The sequence below is a fragment of the Devosia alba genome, from assembly GCF_039938915.1.
Taxonomy (GTDB): Bacteria; Pseudomonadota; Alphaproteobacteria; order Rhizobiales; family Devosiaceae; genus Devosia; species Devosia alba.
In genome coordinates, this window is record NZ_JBDUUI010000005.1 from 260,864 (window position 1) to 278,902 (window position 18,039).

The following is an 18,039-nucleotide window of genomic DNA, read 5'->3' on the forward strand; positions in this document are numbered from 1 at the left end:
AAATTGCTTGCCGGGGCAGTGACTTAACCGCCTTCTGGACAGGCGTGGTGTTGGGGGCTCTGGTCGTCCGCACGCCGCCTCCCCCTCAAGGGGGAGGGGTGTCTCCACTCGTGGGCGCTCATCGTGCCGGGCCGGCACTCTCGCCCTCGGAAGGCGGCGGCGTTTTGCGGGCGAGGTCCTGCGATGGATCAGGGCAGGCGGGCGAGGCGTTCGAGCAGCAGGGTGTAGAAGCCCGCCGCATCGCCATGGCGCAGATAGTTGACGTTCCGGTCGCGGCCGGTGACATGCCAGTAGTCGGCCACGGTCATGCCGGCGGTCAATGCGCTCGCCAGCTCGATTTTGACATTGCAATGGCGGCCCGAGAACAGCTCGGGGCGGAGCAGCCAGGCGATGACGGTGGGGTCATGCAGGGGCGCACCCGCCCAGCCATATTTGGCCAGGTCGAAGGCTTCCGAAAAGGTCAGCATGGCATGGGCTGCCTTGCTAGTGTTGTTGCCCAGCGCCAACAGGGCGGCCAGCCGCTCGGGCGTGGACTGCATCTGGTGGGTGACGTCGAGCGGCAGCATGGTGATGGGGGCGCCGCAGCGCATGACGATATCGGCGGCCTCGGGATCGACATAGATATTGAATTCGGCGGCCGGAGTGATGTTGCCAACTTCAAAATAGGCGCCACCCATCATGACAATTTCAGCGATGCGGGGGGCGATGGCCGGCTGCTTGATCAGCGCCATGGCGATATTGGTCAAAGGGCCCAGGGTGCACAGGGTGATGGTGCCGGGGTCGGCTGCCATCAGGGTGTCGATTATATAGTCGACCCCGTGCTGCGCCTGCAGCTGAACACCGGGCGCGGGGAGCTCAGGGCCGTCCAGCCCGGTTTCGCCATGCACGTGTTCGGCCGTGACCAGGGGGCGGCGAATGGGCCGCGCGCAACCGGCATAGACCGGGACTTCGGGGCGTCCGGCCAGTTCGATGATCTTGCGGGCATTGGTGGCGTTGTGATGCAGGCCCACATTGCCCGCCACGGCGACGATCGCCAGCACATCGAGCTCTTCTGGTGAGGCCAGAGCCAACAGAATGGCGATGGCGTCGTCCTGACCGGGGTCAGTGTCGATGATGATCTTGCGGCGCATGGAGGAACCTTGGGCGAGAAACGAATCCGCGCGCACATTAGCGGTGGAAATCGAGGTGGTCGACTGGGTGCGGCGCGGGCGCTGAACGGAAAGCTCGCTGCGCGAGGCCATCCCACGAGGCATGGCGCTTGACGTGCCGTCACCGGAGAGAAAAACTTGCTGCCTGAATCAAGGTGGAGAGTACGGTGGCAAGCGAGATGGCGGGACATGCGGCTGAGGCTGCCGGGCACGGCATCGACCTGGTGCCGATCGTGGTGCTGCTCGGCGCGGCAGTCCTGGCGGTGCCGCTGTTCAAGCGTCTCAGCCTGGGTTCGGTACTCGGCTATCTGGCAGCGGGCCTGTTGCTGGGGCCCTCGGGCATCGCCTTGATCAGCGACCCGCAATCGATCCTCACCACGGCCGAACTGGGCGTGGTGATGTTTCTCTTCATCATCGGACTGGAGATGGAGCCGGCCAAGCTCTGGGCCCTGCGCAAGCAGATATTCGGCTTGGGCGTGATGCAGGTGGGCTGCTGCGGCGTGCTGCTGACCGGGGTCGGCGTGCTGCTCGGTTTTGAACCGATCGTCGCCTTCATCTTCGGCATGGGGTTCGTCATGACGTCCACCGCCATCGTCATGCAAATCCTGGGCGAACGGGGGGAGCTTTCCACGCCACATGGGCAGCGCATAGTTTCCATTCTGCTGCTGGAGGACCTGGCCATCGTTCCCCTGCTGGCCCTGGTGGCGATCCTGGCGCCGGCTTCGGGCAGCGACGACATCGACCTGATTACCCGGGTGATCAGCATTGCCACGCCGATCGGGGCCGTGGTGCTGATGATCTTTCTTGGTCAGAGGATCATGAACCCGTTCTTTGGACTGCTGGCCGCCAGCAAGCTGCGTGAGGTGATGACGGCGGGGGCGCTGCTGGTGGTGCTGGGGGCGGCGTTGCTGTTTGAGGCCAGCGGGTTGTCCATGGCGATGGGCGCCTTTCTGGCCGGCGTCCTGCTCTCCACCTCCACCTTCCGGCGGCAGATCGAGGCCGATGTCGAGCCGTTTCGCGGCATATTGCTGGGCCTGTTCTTCCTGGCGGTCGGGATGACGCTGGACGTGGGGACCGTGGGCCAGAACTGGCAGATCATCGGGCTCAGCGTCGGGGTCTACATGGTGGTCAAGGGCGTGGCGATCTATGCTATTGCGCGGCTGCTGCGATCGAGCCATGGCGAGGCAATGGAGCGGGCGGTGCTGATGGGGCAGGGCGGCGAATTCGCCTTCGTGCTGTACACGACCGCAGCGGCTGCCGGCATTATCGATGGCCCCACCAATGCGATCTTTACCGCAACGGTGATCGTATCGATGGTGCTGACGCCATTCCTGATCATCGGCCTGCGCTTCGTCACGACGCAGGCAAATGAGCCGTCAATGGACGGCGTCGAGCAGGCCAATGGACTGTCGGGCCGCATCCTGATCATCGGTTTCGGCCGGTTCGGGCAGATCGCCAGCCAGCCGCTCCTGGCCATGCGCCATTCGGTGTCGATCATCGACAACGACACGGACATGATACGGGCCGCCGCGCAGATCGGCTTCAAGGTCTATTATGGCGATGGAACGCGGCTCGATATCCTGCGGGCTGCCGGCGCCGGTACCGCCGACCTCATCCTGGTCTGCACGGACCAGCGAAACCAGACCACGCACATCGCCGAACTGTTGCGGGACGAGTTTCCCCTGGTGCGGGTGATGGCCCGGTCATTCGATCGGGCCCATGCCATCGAACTGGTGCGGGCGGGCGTGGAATTCCAGATCCGCGAGGTATTCGAATCGGCGCTGTTGTTTGGCGGCAAGGCGATCAGCTTGCTGGGGGCGAGCGAGGAGGACACCGCCGAAGTGCTGGAGGGCGTGCGGGGGCGGGATGGGCAGCGTTTCGATCGGCAACTGGCAGGAGAGGACTGGCGGAACCTCAGCCAGCTGCTGATCAGCAATGCGCAGGACCAGGCGCGCGAGAGCGGCGTCAGTGTGGAGAAGGAGGCGGCGGAGAGTGCCGCCGAGCAAAGCACCCATCCCGCATCACATGGATAGAGGTTTGTCGCTTAGGGCTTTCGTGTGCTCAAATTAAGTGCCAGACTAAAGTCTATTGAGGGGAATACATCGTCATGAAATCTGGATTGCGACATGCCGCAAAAGCCGATCGCCTACGACGTCCCCACGCCAGAATTGCGTGCCGCAACCGCTGAATCCATCCAGGCAGAAATCCTTGCCAGGCTGATCTATTCCATCGGCAAAGACCCGATAGTCGCCCGGCCCCACGACTGGCTGGCCGCGACCATCATGACGGTGCGCGACCATGTGATGGATCGCTGGATGGAGTCCTCACGCGAGACGTGGCGGACGTCGCACAAGCGCGTCTACTATCTCAGCCTGGAGTTTCTGATCGGCCGGCTGATGCGCGACGCGATGAGCAATGTCGGGCTGATGGAGCCGGTGCGCGAGGCGCTGAAAAATCTCAATGTCGATCTGGGGGACCTGATCAATCTGGAGCCCGATGCCGCCTTGGGCAATGGTGGCCTGGGGCGGCTGGCCGCCTGTTTCCTTGAATCGATGTCGACGCTGAAGATTCCGGCCTATGGCTATGGCATTCGCTATGTGCACGGCCTGTTCCGCCAGGAAATGAGCGAAGGCTGGCAGGTCGAGCTGCCCGAAGAATGGCTGGCGCACGGCAATCCCTGGGAATTCGAACGGCGTGAAAGCGCCTATGAAGTCGGGTTTGGCGGCCATGTTGAATCGGTCACTGATCCCGATGGGGAAGTGCGCCAGGAATGGCGCCCCAATGATCACCTGATGGCGGTGGCGTTCGATACCCCGATTGTCGGCTGGCGGGGCGCGCGGGTGAACACGTTGCGGCTGTGGAGCGCGCAGCCGATCGACCCGATCCTGCTCGACAAGTTCAATGCCGGCGACCATATCGGCGCGCTGGAAGAAAGCGCCAAAGCCGAAGCCATCACCCGGGTATTGTATCCGGCGGATTCGACTGCGGCGGGACAGGAATTGCGGCTGCGGCAGGAGTTCTTCTTCTCGTCAGCCTCGCTGCAGGACATTGTGCGGCGGCATTTGCAGCAATATGGCGACCTCGGTTCGCTGGCTGACAAGGTTGCCGTGCAGCTCAACGATACCCACCCGGCCATTTCGATTGCCGAGCTGATGCGCATTCTTGTCGATGAGAACGGGCTGAAATGGGACGAGGCGTGGAAGCTGACCAAGGGGACATTCGGCTATACCAACCACACCCTGCTGCCAGAGGCGCTGGAGAGCTGGCCGGTGTTCCTGCTGGAGCGGCTGCTGCCGCGCCATATGCAGATCGTCTATCAGATCAATGCCGATGTGCTGGCCGATGCGCGCGACCGCGCCAATTTTTCCGATGCACAGATCGCCAATGTCTCGCTGATCGATGAGGCCGGCGGGCGACGCGTGCGGATGGGGCAGCTGGCCTTTGTCGGTTCGCACTCGATCAACGGCGTTTCGGCGCTGCATACCCAGCTGATGAAGCAGACCGTGTTCTCGGATCTGCACAAGCTCTATCCGGACCGCATCAACAACAAGACCAATGGCATTACCCCCCGCCGCTGGCTGATGCAGTGCAATCCGGGCCTGACGCAGCTGATCGCCGATACGATCGGCCCAGCGTTTCTGGACGATATCGACCGGCTCAAGGATCTGGATGGCTTTGCCGAGGATGCCGGCTTTCAGGCACGCTTCGCGCAGGTCAAGCTGGAGAACAAGCGCAAGCTGGCCCAACTGATCCAAGATCGACTGGGGATCAAGGTATCGCCGGACGCCATGTTCGACGTGCAGATCAAGCGCATTCACGAATACAAGCGCCAACTGCTCAACATCATCCATGCCGTGGCCATGTATGATGAGATCCGCGCCCATCCGGAACGCGACTGGGTGCCGCGCGTTAAGATCTTCGCAGGCAAGGCGGCGCCGGGCTACTGGAACGCCAAACTGATCATCAAGCTGATCAATGACGTGGCCAAGGTGATCAATAATGATCCTGCGGTGCGCGGTTTGCTCAAGGTGGTGTTCCTGCCCAACTACAATGTGAGCCTTGCGGAGGTTATCGTGCCGGCAGCTGATCTGAGCGAACAGATTTCAACGGCCGGCATGGAAGCCTCGGGCACGGGCAATATGAAGTTCATGGCCAATGGCGCCATCACCATCGGGACGATGGACGGGGCGAATGTGGAAATGCACGAGGAAGTCGGGGCCGACAATATCGTCATCTTCGGCATGACCGCCCAGGAAGTGGAAGACATGCGGGCCGAGCGCACGACGCCCAAACAGATGATCGACGCCTCACCGCGACTGCATGAAGTGCTCGAGACCATTGCCACCGGGGTGTTCTCACCGGACGATCCGGACCGCTATCGTGACCTGATCGGCGGGCTTTACGAGCACGACTGGTTCATGGTGACGCGGGATTTCGACGCCTATGCCAAGGCGCAGAACGAAGTTGATGCCATCTGGCGGGACAAGACGCAGTGGAACGCCATGGCGATCCGCAATACGGCCAGGGTCGGGTTCTTCTCGTCCGACCGCACAATCGGGCAATATGCCCAGGATATCTGGGGCGTGACGGTGCCGTCGAGATGACAGCTTGCAGTGTGCCCCGGCCGACGATCGCCGTCGGGCCTGCTGAGTATTTTTGTTTGGGCGCAGCGGTCGATCTGTCGATGGCTGCTGCCGGGGGAGTGTGCGTGTGAGCAAGGAAGACTGGCAAGCCGATTCAGCGGAGGTGGAGGCCATTGTCAGCGGCCGGCACCCCAACCCATTCGGATTTCTGGGCCTGCAGGAAGTACGCGGGCAGTGGGTGTTGCGGGCGTTCATTCCCCATGCCGAGCTGCTCAGTGCTTTCACCCTGGATGGCACCGCCCTGGGGCATCTGATCCCGCGCCGTGCCGATGGGTTTTTTGAAGGCAAGGTTGCTATCGACAAGCGGCAGCCCATTCGCTATCGCGCCAAGAATGCCGGAGGCGAATGGGACGTGCACGACCCCTACTCGTTTGGGCCAGTGCTCGGGCCGATGGACGATTACTACATGGGGGAAGGCAGTCACTTGCGGCTGTTCGACAAGCTTGGCGCCCATGAGATGGCGTTTGAGGGCATCCACGGTACCCATTTTGCGGTGTGGGCCCCCAATGCGCAGCGCGTCAGCGTGGTTGGCCCGTTCAATGACTGGGATGGCCGCCGCAATCCGATGCGGAACCGGTTCGAGAACGGCATCTGGGAAGTGTTCATCCCGGTGCTGGGAACGGGCACGCTCTATAAATTCGAGATCGTCGGCCCCGATGGGGTGACGCTGCCGCTCAAGGCGGACCCGTTTGCGCGGCAGTCGGAAATGCGCCCCAAGACGGCGTCCGTCGTGCCCGATCCCACCCCGTTCACCTGGACCGACGAGAAATATCTGGCCGAGCGGGCCACGCGCGATTGGCGGCGCACGCCGATGTCGATCTATGAGGTGCATCTGGGGAGCTGGCGGCGACGCCCGGATGGCGGCTTTCTGAGCTATGACCAACTGGCCGAGCAACTGGTCCCCTATGTTGCCGATATGGGCTACACCCACATCGAATTGCTGCCGATCAGCGAGCATCCCTATGACCCAAGCTGGGGCTATCAGCCGACGGGGCTGTATGCGCCAACGGCGCGGTTTGGCGATCCGGCCGGATTTGCCCGGTTTGTCGACGCGGCCCATGAGGCCGGCCTCGGGGTCATTCTCGACTGGGTGCCGGCGCACTTTCCGACCGACGCGCATGGGTTGGCCAATTTTGACGGCACGGCGCTGTATGAGCATGCTGATCCGCGCCAGGGTTTCCACCCGGACTGGAACACGGCCATCTATAATTTCGGCCGCAAGGAAGTTGTCAGCTTCCTGGTCAACAATGCGCTGTACTGGCTGGAGAAATTCCACATCGACGGGCTGCGTGTCGATGCGGTGGCGTCGATGCTCTATCTCGACTATTCGCGCCAGCAGGGCGAATGGGTGCCCAACAAATTCGGTGGCAATCAAAACCTGGAGGCGGTCGAGTTCCTGCGCCGGGTCAATACCGAAGCCTATCGGCTGCATCCCGGCACCTTCATGATCGCCGAGGAATCCACCTCCTGGCCCGGCGTCAGCAAGCCGGTCGATGCCGGGGGGCTGGGCTTCGGCTTCAAGTGGAATATGGGCTTCATGAACGACACGCTGCGGTTCATGAGCCGCGAGCCGGTGCATCGGAAATTCCACCACAACGACATGACCTTCGGCACGGTCTATGCGTTCTCGGAGAATTTCGTGCTGCCGCTGAGCCATGACGAAGTGGTGCATGGCAAGGGTTCGTTGCTGGAGAAAATGCCCGGTGACGACTGGCAGAAATTTGCCAATCTGCGCGCCTATTTCGGGTTCATGTGGGGGCAGCCGGGCAAGAAGCTGCTGTTCATGGGACAGGAATTTGCCCAGCGCGAGGAGTGGGCCGACGCCAAATCGCTGGACTGGTATCTGCTCGATGCCAGCATGCATGAGGGCATGCGGCGGCTGATTGCCGACCTCAATCTGGCCTATCGCGAATTGCCGGCGCTGCACGAGCGCGACTGCGAGCCCGAGGGGTTTGAATGGGTGATCGGCAATGATCACGCCAATTCGGTTCTGGCCTGGCTGCGCAAGGCGCCGGGGGGCGATCCCATTCTGGTGGTCTCCAATTTCACGCCAATGCCACGGAGCGGGTACAAGATACCCATGCCGATGGCGGGCAAATGGGTTGAGCGGATCAACACTGACGCAGGCTGGTATGCCGGTTCCAATACGGGCAACCAGGGTGTGGTGGAGGCCTATGCGGTGGAGGGCCGGCACTGGCCGGCAGAGGCAGAAATCTACCTGCCGCCGCTCTCGACCCTGTTTTTGAAACTGGATCAGGCTTGAACCAGGCAAACGCATAAATCCCGGGAAACGGGCGCTAGTGGAGGGATTAGAAAATGGCAGACTACAGGGCACCATCGCCACTGGCCCGTGAGGCCATGGCCTATGTACTGGCCGGTGGGCGCGGCACGCGGCTTATGGAACTGACCGACCGGCGCGCCAAGCCGGCGGTGTATTTCGGCGGCAAGTCGCGGATCATCGATTTTGCGCTCAGCAATGCCATCAATTCTGGCATTCGCCGCATTTCGGTGGCGACCCAGTATCAGGCGCACAGCCTGATCCGCCACATGTCGCGCGGCTGGAACTTCCTGCGGCCCGAGCGCAATGAGAGCTTTGACGTGCTGCCGGCCAGCCAGCGGGTGCGCGAGGACATGTGGTATGCCGGGACCGCTGACGCCGTGTACCAGAACATGGATATCATCGAGGATTCGGGTGCGCGCTACATCGTCATCCTGGCGGGCGACCACATCTACAAGATGGACTATGAAATCATGCTGCGCCAGCATGTCGATACCGGTGCCGACGTCACTATCGGGTGCCTGGAAGTGCCGCGCATGGAGGCCGTCGGCTTTGGCGTGATGCATGTCGACGGGCGGGATCGGGTGGTCGATTTTGTCGAGAAGCCCAAGGACCCGCCGGGCATTCCGGACAGGCCAGACATGGCGCTGGCCTCGATGGGCATCTATGTGTTCGAAACCCGCTTCCTGATGGAGCAGCTGCGGCGCGATGCCGCCACCGAAGGGTCCAACCGCGATTTCGGCAAGGACATCATCCCCTATATCGTCAAGAACGGCTCGGCCTGGGCCCACCGTTTCCCGCGCTCCTGCGTGCGGTCGAGCAATGAAGAGGTCAGCTATTGGCGCGATGTCGGCACGATCGATGCCTATTGGAAGGCTTCCATCGACCTCACCGACATCAAGCCGCAACTGGACCTGTATGACCGCGACTGGCCGATCTGGACCTATGCCGAGATCACGCCACCGGCCAAGTTCGTGCATGATTTCGATGGCCGTCGCGGTTCGGCAGTGAACTCGCTGGTATCGGGGGACTGCATTATCTCGGGCGGACACCTGAACCGCACGCTGCTTTCAACCGGCTCGCGGGTGCATTCCTATTCGGTGCTCGAGGAGGCGGTGGTGTTGCCCCATGTCGATATTGGCCGCAATGTCCGGCTGAAGAAGGTGGTGGTCGATCGCGGCGTCAACATTCCCGAGGGTCTGGTGGTCGGAGAGGATGCCGAGTTCGACGGTAAGTGGTTCCGCCGCAGCGACGAAGGGGTGACGCTGATCACCCAGGCAATGATCAATAAATATCTGGCGGGACGATGATTGAAGTTCTCTCGGTTGCATCCGAGGTCTATCCGCTGATCAAGACCGGCGGGCTCGCTGACGTGACCGGCGCGCTGCCAGGCGTCCTGCACGCTCACGGCGTCACCATGCGGACACTCGTGCCGGGCTATCCCTCGGTGATGGAAAAGCTCAGTGGCGGCCGGGTGGTCAAGCAATTCGACGACCTGTTCGGGGTGCCCGCCAAGCTGATTGCGGCCCGCATTGCAGGGCTCGACGTGATCGTGATCGACGCTCCGGCGCTGTATGACCGCCCGGGCAATCCCTATGTGAGCCCGGATGGCTGGGACTGGCCGGACAATTGGAAGCGCTTCGCGGCGCTGGGCTGGGTCGCAGCGGAACTGGGCATGGGCATGGTGGAAGGCTATCGCCCGCAGGTGCTTCACTGCCATGACTGGCAGGCGGGCCTGGCGCCGGCCTATATCAAGTTTGGACCCGCATCGACCGTCAAGACGGTGATGACGATCCACAATATCGCCTTCAAGGGGTTTTTCAGCGCCGATGTGTTCGGCCAGTTGCGCCTGCCGCCGGAAGCCTTCCAGGTGGGCGGGATCGAGTATTACGGCGGCGTGTCCTTTCTCAAGGCGGGGATGGAGTGCGCGGACTTTGTGACCACGGTCAGCCCCAATTATGCGGACGAAATCCGCACGCCCGAATTCGGCATGGGGCTTGAAGGACTGCTCAACGGGCGGGCCGAAACGGTCAGCGGCATCCTCAATGGCATCGACGTGGCGGCCTGGGACCCGGCAACGGACAAGGCACTGGTGCAGAACTTTTCTGCCAATACGACCAATCTGCGTCGTGCCAACAAACAGGCGCTGGTGGAGCAGTTCGGGCTCGACGGCGAGGATGGCCCGCTGTTTTGCGTGGTGAGCCGGTTGACCGACCAGAAGGGCATGGACCTGTTGCTGCAGGTGGTGGACGGCCTGGTTGATCTGGGCGGCCGCCTGATCGTGCTGGGTTCGGGCGAGGGCTATCTGGAGGACGGCTTCCGGCACCAGAGCTCGATCCATCCCGGCAAGGTCAGCATCGTCAATGGCTACAATGAGACGCTCAGCCATTTGATGCAGGGCGGGGCCGACGCGATCGTGATCCCGTCGCGGTTCGAGCCATGCGGGCTGACCCAATTGTATGGCCTGCGCTATGGCTGCGTGCCGGTGGTGAGCCGCATTGGCGGGCTGGCCGATACGGTGGTCGACGCCAATCCGGCAGCCCTGGCGGCCGAAGTGGCCACCGGGGTGGTCTTTGAGCCCAATAGCAGCCAGGCGCTCTATGATGCGCTGCGCAAGGCAACAGCGCTCTACAATGACAGCAGGATCTGGAAGAAGATGCAGCGGCGGGGCATGAAGTCCGACGTGTCCTGGGACACCAGCGCCGCGCGCTATGCCGACCTTTACGCCAGCATTACCGGGCTCAAGAGCAATGATGATCCAGACAATTAAGACCACCCCCTATAGCGACCAGAAGCCGGGTACCTCGGGCCTGCGCAAGCGGGTGACCGTCTTCAAGCAGCCGCACTATATCGAGAATTTCCTGCAGGCGATCTTTGACAGCCTGGACGGCATTGCCGGGCAAACGCTGGTGATCGGCGGCGACGGCCGGTATTACAATGACGTGGTCATCCAGACCGCGATCCGCATGGCGGCGGCGAATGGCTTCGGCAAGGTCATGGTGGGCCAGAATGGCCTGCTATCCACCCCGGCGGCGAGCCATGTGATCCGCCACTACAAGGCGTTTGGCGGCCTGGTGCTGTCAGCCAGCCATAATCCGGGCGGCCCGGACGGCGATTTCGGCATCAAGTACAATATCGGCAAGGGCGGACCCGCGCCCGAGGCGATTACCGAGGCCGTGTATGAGCGGTCCAAGGTGATCGAGCGCTACAAGACCCTCGATGCACCCGATGTGGCGCTGCATCAGATTGGCACGCAGATGTCGGGCGACATGGTGGTCGAGGTGATCGATCCGGTGACCGACTATGCGGCGTTGATGGAAACGCTGTTCGACTTCGAGGCAATCGCCAAGCTGTTCGCGTCCGGCTTCACCATGACATTCGACGCCATGAACGCCATTACCGGGCCCTATGCGCACGCCATTCTGGAAGAACGGCTGGGGGCACCCAAGGGAACGGTGAAGGATGGCACGCCCCTGCCGGACTTTGGCAAAGGCCATCCCGACCCCAATCTGGTGTACTGCAAGGACATGTTCGACCTGTTGATGACGCCCGAAGGCCCCGATTTCGGCGCCGCCTCGGACGGCGACGGCGACCGCAACCTGATCATCGGCAAGAATCGCTTCGTGACACCCTCGGACTCCCTGGCGCTGCTGGCTGCCAATGCGCATCTGGCGCCCGGCTACCGCGGTGGCATTGTCGGCATCGCCCGCTCGATGCCGACCAGCGCGGCTGCCGACCGCGTGGCAGAAAAGCTCGGTATTGAAATGCACGAGACCCCGACGGGATGGAAGTTCTTCGGCAATCTGCTGGATGCAGGCCGGGTGACCATTTGTGGCGAGGAGAGCGCGGGCACCGGATCAGACCATGTGCGTGAAAAGGACGGGCTGTGGGCGGTGCTGCTCTGGCTCAACATCATCGCGGTGCGTCAGCAGAGCGTTGACCAGATCGTGCGCGAGCACTGGGCCAGCTATGGGCGCAATTACTACACAAGGCACGACTATGAGGAGGTCGATGCCACTATTGCTAGCACGCTGGTCGATGACCTGCGCGCGCAACTGTCCGGCCTGGTGGGGCAGAATTTCAGCGAGGACCTGCAGGTCGCCTATGCCGATGACTTCAAATATCACGACCCGGTGGACGGCTCGACCAGCGCCAAGCAGGGCATTCGCATCGGCTTTACCGACGGTTCGCGAATAGTGCTGAGACTATCTGGAACCGGCACAGTCGGCGCCACGTTGCGGCTCTATCTTGAACGATATGAGGCTGCCGATGGACGACACGATCTCGATACCCAAGTCGCCCTTGGACCGCTCATCGCGCTCTCTGAACGGCTCGCCGGAATCAAGCAGCGCACCGGGCGCGATGAACCCAGCGTCATTACCTGATATCGGAAATCCCATGAAACCCATGCTGGTCCCCAATGGGGGCAGTATTGCCCAACTCGGCGCGACAATCACCGCGCAGGGCGTCAACTTCGCCGTCTATTCGGAAACCGCCACCGCTATCTGGGTGTCGATCTTTGACGAACAGGACCATGAGACGGACCGGTTCGAGCTGGACGTGCACCAGGATCACATCCGTGCCGGCCTGATTTCAGGGCTGGGTGCCGGCACCCGCTACGGGCTCCGGGCAGACGGGGAATACAATCCCGACCAGGGGCTGTTTTTTGACCCGATGAAGCTGCTGGTTGACCCCTATGCCAAGCGGCTGGACCGGACCTTCGTGCGCTCGCCGCGCCTGCGGCTGGACCGCTCGGAAGCCGTCGACACCGCGCCCCTGATCCCCAAGGCGATCGTGGGGGAGATGGGAAACGAGAGCATTCTGCCGCGCAAAAAGGCGCCGGGCCTGTTCTACGAAATGAATGTGCGCGGCTACACCATGCGCCATCCCAGCGTGCAGGGGCCGCTGCGCGGGACTCTTGCCGGGTTGACGACGCAGCGCGTCATCGACCACCTGAAATATATCGGTGTTGATACGCTGCAATTGATGCCGACGGCGGCCTGGATCGATGAGGGACACCTGCCGGTGCTCGGCCTGACCAATGCCTGGGGCTATAATCCGGTGGCGTATTCAGCCATTGATCCCCGCCTGGCGCCGCGCGGGCCGCAAGAGCTGCGCAACATGACGGACCTCTATCGCAAGAACGGCATCTCGGTGATCCTGGACGTGGTGTATAACCACACCGGTGAAAGCGACGCCAACGGGCCGATGCTCAGCCTGATGGGGCTGGATGCCAAGACCTATTACCGGTTTGTCGAGGTGGACGGCAAACAGCATCTGGTGAACGATACCGGGACCGGCAATACGCTGCGCTGCGACCATCCGGCGACGCAGCGGCTGGTGATCGAGAGCCTGCGTTACTGGGTCGAGGAAATGGGGGTCTCCGGCTTCCGCTTCGATCTGGCCACCGTGCTGGCGCGCGACCCGGGGTTCAATCCGGAGGCGGAAATGCTGGAAAAGATCAAGGCCGACCCGGTGCTGAGCCAGTGCATTCTGATTGCTGAACCCTGGGATCCAGGTCCGGGCGGTTATGCGCTGGGCCAGTTTGGAAAGGAGTTCAAGGAGCACAACGACACCTATCGCGACGAAGTGCGCGCCTTCTGGCGCGGCGAGGACGGCAAGATCGGCGCGCTGGCGGGCAAGGTGACCGGTTCGGCGGAGATCTTTGACTCGGCCGGCCGCAAGCCCAGTCACGGCGTCAACATGCTGGCGGTGCATGACGGGTTCACCCTGCGCGATCTGGTGAGCTACAGCGAGAAACACAACGAGGCCAATGGCGAGGAAAACCGCGACGGCCATAGTCACAATGCCTCGTGGAACTGTGGTGTTGAAGGCGAGACGGAAGACGAGGCGATCAATGCCGCCCGCAAACGCGATGTGCGCGCACTGCTGGCGACGCTGTTTGTCTCGCGCGGGGTGCCGCTGTTGCAACAGGGCGACGAGATGTATCGCACCCAGATGGGCAACAATAATGCCTATGCGCAGGACAATGAGATCACCTGGCTGGACTGGGAAAGTGGCGACGGGGAGCTGGTGGATTTTGTCGCCGCCATGACCCGGTTCCGCAAGGACCACCCGGCGTTGACCCATGACCATTTCCTGACCGGTCACGGCAAGAACGGCGTGCGCGACGTGGTCTGGTTGCACCCCGATGGGCGCGAAATGAACGATGAAGACTGGAGTGCGTCTGGCGCGTCAGTGCTGGGTATGCACTTGCGCCACAAGGACGACGACGTGCTGGTCTGGTTCAATCGCCGTACAGAACCGGTGGTGGCCCGCCTGCCGGAGGGCGATTGGGCCATTGGTATTGAATCGGACAACACGGCCCAGGCGTCGCTTGCCGAGGGGACGGCGACGCTGACGCCGCGTTCGGTGCTGGCGCTGGTTCGTGCGAGCCAACAAGAATGATCATCGCCCAGCTCAGCGATATTCATGCCAATGGCTCGGACGCGGCGCTGGAGCGCTTCGATCGCGTGCTGGACTGGCTCAGGCCAATGGCACCTGATGCGATCATCGTCAGCGGCGACCTGGCAGAACATGAACACGATGCCAGCTATCAGGCGATCCATGCCCGCCTTAGCGCGACGGGATCGCCGTTCTTCGTGGTGCCGGGCAATGTCGATGACCATCATGGGCTGTATCAGACATTTGGGAAGCAAATGGGCTGGAGCGGAGCGCGGCCCTTCAACAGTGTCGGGCGTGTGGGGGATCAGCTACGGGTGATCGGGCTGGATGTGACGGTGGCCGGGGCGCATCATGGCGATGCCGCGCCGGTGCTGGACTGGCTGACGGCCGAGCTCAATTCGGACGGCCCGCCGGCGCTGATTTTTCAGCACCAGCATCCCTTTCTGTGTGGCATCGATGGCAAGGACCGCAATATCTGCCGCAATGGGCACGCGCTCTCGCGGGTGATCGCCGCGGCACAGGACCCCGTTTTGGGGGTGACTTGCGGGCATGTGCATCGAGCGATGTTCACCCGCTTTGCCGGGCTGCCGGCGACGATGGCGCCGTCGGTGGCGCGGGCCAACCGGCTGGCGCTGGACGGCAGGGAGCCGGCAATAAGCGATCCGCCGGGATTGCTGCTGCACCATTTTCACGATGGGCGGCTGGTCAGTCACGTGGTGATGGTGGGCTAGCAGCGGGGCCCTGTGGCGTGTCGCACCAGCCCGGCACAGACGGCCAGGCTCACGGCGTCACAACAGCCGCATGATGACCAGCACGACATAGCCGGTGCCGAGCAGCAGGCAGAGCGGGGAATAGACCCGGCGGTCATTGAGCCGGAAATTGGGCTGCGGGGTCTTGTCGGCCCACCAGGCGGTGTAGCCGATGATGCCGCGGGCCAGGAAGATGGCGGCCAGCAATACGCCGACCAGGGTCAGCAGCGGGCCGCCGCTATCGTGATCGGCCAGCGACAGCGCCAGAACGCCGGCGGCAAGAGTTGCCAGGGCTACGGCGAAGGAAGTCAGCCTTGGTGGCATGCGCTCGATATCGCGGAAGCCGATCACCGTTTGCGCCAGCAGTTTCTCATCGCGGATCGGCCAGGTCTGGCCCATCGACCACAGCAGATGGGCGACCGAGACGGCGAGCAGCAGCACGAACATCAGGGAGGCCAGTGGAATGCTCATGGGCAGAAAATCCTGTTGTCGGTTGAGAGCGGCATGGATCAGAGCCGTGGCGCCGCTTGGACGCGCGACCCTATCTCAAGCGGTCATGTTACCGTGTTGAAAAGCCGGAATATCCACGACAGTTGATAGACAAGATGCGCGCAGACCAGAACCAGGTGCACCTTGCGATTTGCCGTCCACATGGCCAGCACGCATACGGCAATGCCAATGGGCGTCTGAAAATAATACTCGATGCCGTACCGGTCCCAATTGGCCTGGCCCTTGATCAGGGTGTCGATGAGATCCAGCACGAAACTGGCGGCAAACAGGCCGAAAAACCATTGGCGGCGCTGAAGGAAGAAGTCCTCATAACCGGCATATTCGGAGATGTTGTCGGGGAACAGCAGGGCCGCGAGCAGGAACAGCACGGTGGTGTAGGCAATAAGGAAGAAGAAGACGCCAAAGGTCCAGTCATTGAGATGGAACAGGGCGAATTGCCACCACCAGAAGTGGATCAATTCGAGCAGCATCGAGGTTACCCAGAGCAGATGGATGCTCGAGAGGCTGGCGCGCTTGGGGTGTTGCACCAGACCGGCCACGCCGGTCAGCAGGCGGGTTATGCCAAGACCGATCACCATGCCCATGACGATGCGGATATGGGGGAAGATTTCGGGCGCCAACTGGGTTTGCATGGGCTCAGGGGATGTTGTTGATTTCAGAGCAGGTGAGCACAGGTTCGGCATCCTCGCCGAGCGTGGCGTCATACAGGCTGGCGTCAGCCCCCTTAGTCCACCAGACCCATTTGCCGGCGGCATAGCGGACGCCGGACCCGGACATGACCGCAGCCAGGATCAATGGCGCGGGCTCGTCAGCGATCGGCACGACAGCCAGGAAGTTGGGCGCGGCATTGATATAGGTAACCTGCACAGGCGCCTCGGTCGCGCAATCGTAGCGCATGACCCGCTGATCAAAGTCGCCCGACTGCGTGGTGATGGTCAGTTGCAGGGCCGTTTCGGTGGCCAGGGCGGGCGCGGACAGCATCGTGGCCAGGATGAGGGGGGCGGCAATCAGTCTGGTTGGCATGATGAGGGCTCCATTGTGACAGCAGGACGATGACAGCATCGGCAGCGTACGGCAACGTTGCTCAGTTTGGGACGGTCCCCTGGGCGGGTTTGGCCTTGGTGCGATAATTGTCCAGTGCAGCCTCGATCACGGTGTCGAGGAGCGCCGCCCCGGCCTTGGTGACGTCCTGCCGGGCGTTGATGGTGGCCAGCGACAGGGCCAGGGCCCGCAGCGCATAGGCCTGGCTGCCCTGCTCGGCCTGGACCGAAGCATTGCCCTCGGCGTCAATCTGCTGGAGCAGAGCGATGATGTCAGGCGCGCCCAGCGAGGCCTTGAAACCGGCCCAGTTCTGGCTCTTGCGCATGGTGCACAGCCGATCAGCGCCGGCGCCCAGCATGAACATCGCCTCGCCATCCTCCATGCCGCTCGAATGCAGATCAGAGACAATGGCGGTGAGTTCGGCGAGCAGCGTGGTTTCGGCCTGGGTGGTCATGGTGGGCTCCATTGCGGGTGTGCGCGTTCTTTTATGGACAATTTCGACCGCCGCACAGGGTTAGTCCAGATTCCGATGATTTGCTGGGGATGGCTGACGGGGGGTGTCATCCTGCGGCGAAGGAACCGCGATGCTTGCGACGCGGCGTTTCGGGTAAAAACGTGATCAAGTCATGTAGATTTTCGCGCAACCATTCTTCTTTCTGGCCATTTCCCTCGTGAGCAAACGCTCTAGCACTGTAACCACAAGGGTATAGAAAAATGCGTTTCACCAATATTATCGCCTCCGCTGCCTTTGCTGCTGCAATTGGTTTTTCTGGTTCGGCATCTGCTGATACACTTGTTGGCGGCATCAATGTTACTGATGTTGATCTGCCAAAGGTTCAAGAACTCTGCATGCAGCTGGCAGAAGCTCCTACACCGGCCGTTGATGCGGATCAGGAGTCGGATCAGGATGATTCGACCCCGGAAAACGCGACCCCAGAAGATTCGACTGCAACGGACACGAACAGTTCCGAGAGCAAGACCATTGACGATATCACCGCGCAGGATTGTGTGGATGCCGGTCTGTTGCCCGAGGACACCGACGTTCCTGCTGCCAACTAATTCGACGGCCTCTTTCTGAGACGCCCGGCTTCGGCCGGGCGTTTTTTTCGCAAATGAGCGAAGGCGGGGAGCCGCCTGGTGCCGTTCAGGACAAACTACTCGATCACAGTTTGCTTGCGCTGGAACCCTCATGGCGGCGCGCCGTTGTTCGAGCAACCCCCACGGCATCATCAAGGCCAGGGGCAAGAGTTTTGGCGCTCTGATTG

At 62.1% G+C, this 18,039-nt stretch carries 14 protein-coding genes; 9 read left to right on the forward strand and 5 right to left on the reverse strand.

Going from position 1 to position 18,039, the window contains the following annotated elements; all coding sequences use genetic code 11:
- Positions 1-188 precede the first annotated feature (188 nt).
- On the reverse strand, positions 189-1,130 hold the full coding sequence (locus ABFY71_RS10030) for a nucleoside hydrolase (RefSeq protein WP_347945878.1): 942 nt from the start codon (positions 1,128-1,130) through the stop codon (positions 189-191).
- A 197-nt stretch (positions 1,131-1,327) separates the two neighbouring features.
- Here ABFY71_RS10030 and ABFY71_RS10035 point away from each other — a divergent pair, with 197 nt between their 5' ends.
- The 8 genes from ABFY71_RS10035 (at position 1,328) to ABFY71_RS10070 (ending at position 15,205) form a co-directional block, all read left to right on the forward strand.
- On the forward strand, positions 1,328-3,181 hold the full coding sequence (locus ABFY71_RS10035) for a monovalent cation:proton antiporter-2 (CPA2) family protein (protein ID WP_347945880.1): 1,854 nt from the start codon (positions 1,328-1,330) through the stop codon (positions 3,179-3,181).
- A 93-nt stretch (positions 3,182-3,274) separates the two neighbouring features.
- Positions 3,275-5,752: a glycogen/starch/alpha-glucan phosphorylase gene (locus ABFY71_RS10040; RefSeq protein ID WP_347945846.1), complete on the forward strand. Its 2,478-nt coding sequence runs from the start codon at positions 3,275-3,277 to the stop codon at positions 5,750-5,752.
- A gap of 106 nt (positions 5,753-5,858) precedes the next feature.
- Positions 5,859-8,054 carry a 1,4-alpha-glucan branching protein GlgB gene (gene glgB / locus ABFY71_RS10045; RefSeq protein WP_347945847.1) on the forward strand — a complete coding sequence of 732 codons (2,196 nt, stop codon included), beginning with the start codon at positions 5,859-5,861 and terminating at the stop codon, positions 8,052-8,054.
- A 53-nt stretch (positions 8,055-8,107) separates the two neighbouring features.
- Positions 8,108-9,379 carry a glucose-1-phosphate adenylyltransferase gene (glgC, locus tag ABFY71_RS10050; protein WP_305581869.1) on the forward strand — a complete coding sequence of 424 codons (1,272 nt, stop codon included), beginning with the start codon at positions 8,108-8,110 and terminating at the stop codon, positions 9,377-9,379.
- Positions 9,379-10,839, forward strand: coding sequence for a glycogen synthase GlgA (glgA, locus tag ABFY71_RS10055; protein WP_347945881.1), 1,461 nt, complete (start codon positions 9,379-9,381; stop codon positions 10,837-10,839). The genes glgC and glgA overlap by 1 nt, the downstream gene beginning before the upstream one ends.
- Positions 10,820-12,454, forward strand: a complete 1,635-nt coding sequence (locus tag ABFY71_RS10060) for an alpha-D-glucose phosphate-specific phosphoglucomutase (RefSeq protein ID WP_347945848.1) — start codon at positions 10,820-10,822, stop codon at positions 12,452-12,454. Before glgA ends, ABFY71_RS10060 begins: the two co-directional genes overlap by 20 nt.
- 13 nt (positions 12,455-12,467) lie before the next feature.
- The gene (glgX, locus tag ABFY71_RS10065; RefSeq protein WP_347945849.1) at positions 12,468-14,477 is read left to right on the forward strand and encodes a glycogen debranching protein GlgX; all 2,010 of its coding nucleotides are present in this window, start codon (positions 12,468-12,470) and stop codon (positions 14,475-14,477) included.
- Positions 14,474-15,205 (forward strand): metallophosphoesterase, encoded by a 732-nt coding sequence (locus tag ABFY71_RS10070; RefSeq protein ID WP_347945850.1) that lies wholly within the window; start codon positions 14,474-14,476, stop codon positions 15,203-15,205. The genes glgX and ABFY71_RS10070 overlap by 4 nt, the downstream gene beginning before the upstream one ends.
- A 57-nt stretch (positions 15,206-15,262) precedes the next feature.
- On the opposite strand, the gene ABFY71_RS10075 is transcribed toward ABFY71_RS10070, so the two are convergent.
- The 4 genes from ABFY71_RS10075 to ABFY71_RS10090 all read right to left on the reverse strand — a co-directional run bounded on the left by ABFY71_RS10075 (position 15,263) and on the right by ABFY71_RS10090 (position 17,228).
- Positions 15,263-15,694, reverse strand: a complete 432-nt coding sequence (locus ABFY71_RS10075) for a DUF3995 domain-containing protein (RefSeq protein WP_305581862.1) — start codon at positions 15,692-15,694, stop codon at positions 15,263-15,265.
- 83 nt (positions 15,695-15,777) lie between these two features.
- Positions 15,778-16,365 (reverse strand): hypothetical protein, encoded by a 588-nt coding sequence (locus tag ABFY71_RS10080; protein ID WP_347945851.1) that lies wholly within the window; start codon positions 16,363-16,365, stop codon positions 15,778-15,780.
- Positions 16,366-16,369: 4 nt separating this feature from the next.
- Entirely contained in the window at positions 16,370-16,756 is a 387-nt protein-coding gene (locus tag ABFY71_RS10085) for an MliC family protein (RefSeq protein WP_347945852.1), read from the reverse strand.
- Between the two features lie 61 nt (positions 16,757-16,817).
- The gene (locus ABFY71_RS10090; RefSeq protein WP_347945853.1) at positions 16,818-17,228 is read right to left on the reverse strand and encodes a hypothetical protein; all 411 of its coding nucleotides are present in this window, start codon (positions 17,226-17,228) and stop codon (positions 16,818-16,820) included.
- 260 nt (positions 17,229-17,488) lie between these two features.
- Here ABFY71_RS10090 and ABFY71_RS10095 point away from each other — a divergent pair, with 260 nt between their 5' ends.
- Entirely contained in the window at positions 17,489-17,833 is a 345-nt protein-coding gene (locus ABFY71_RS10095) for a hypothetical protein (RefSeq protein ID WP_347945854.1), read from the forward strand.
- The last annotated feature ends 206 nt before the right edge of the window (positions 17,834-18,039 follow it).

Coding starts and splice junctions, on each gene's coding strand:
- ABFY71_RS10070 (WP_347945850.1), top strand. CDS start 14,474: ATGATCATCGCCCAGCTCAGCGATATTCATGCCAATGGCTCGGACGCG.
- ABFY71_RS10085 (WP_347945852.1), bottom strand. CDS start 16,756: ATGCCAACCAGACTGATTGCCGCCCCCCTCATCCTGGCCACGATGCTG.
- glgX (WP_347945849.1), top strand. CDS start 12,468: ATGAAACCCATGCTGGTCCCCAATGGGGGCAGTATTGCCCAACTCGGC.
- glgC (WP_305581869.1), top strand. CDS start 8,108: ATGGCAGACTACAGGGCACCATCGCCACTGGCCCGTGAGGCCATGGCC.
- ABFY71_RS10080 (WP_347945851.1), bottom strand. CDS start 16,365: ATGCAAACCCAGTTGGCGCCCGAAATCTTCCCCCATATCCGCATCGTC.
- ABFY71_RS10090 (WP_347945853.1), bottom strand. CDS start 17,228: ATGACCACCCAGGCCGAAACCACGCTGCTCGCCGAACTCACCGCCATT.
- ABFY71_RS10035 (WP_347945880.1), top strand. CDS start 1,328: ATGGCGGGACATGCGGCTGAGGCTGCCGGGCACGGCATCGACCTGGTG.
- ABFY71_RS10075 (WP_305581862.1), bottom strand. CDS start 15,694: ATGAGCATTCCACTGGCCTCCCTGATGTTCGTGCTGCTGCTCGCCGTC.
- ABFY71_RS10060 (WP_347945848.1), top strand. CDS start 10,820: ATGATGATCCAGACAATTAAGACCACCCCCTATAGCGACCAGAAGCCG.
- ABFY71_RS10040 (WP_347945846.1), top strand. CDS start 3,275: ATGCCGCAAAAGCCGATCGCCTACGACGTCCCCACGCCAGAATTGCGT.
- ABFY71_RS10095 (WP_347945854.1), top strand. CDS start 17,489: ATGCGTTTCACCAATATTATCGCCTCCGCTGCCTTTGCTGCTGCAATT.
- ABFY71_RS10030 (WP_347945878.1), bottom strand. CDS start 1,130: ATGCGCCGCAAGATCATCATCGACACTGACCCCGGTCAGGACGACGCC.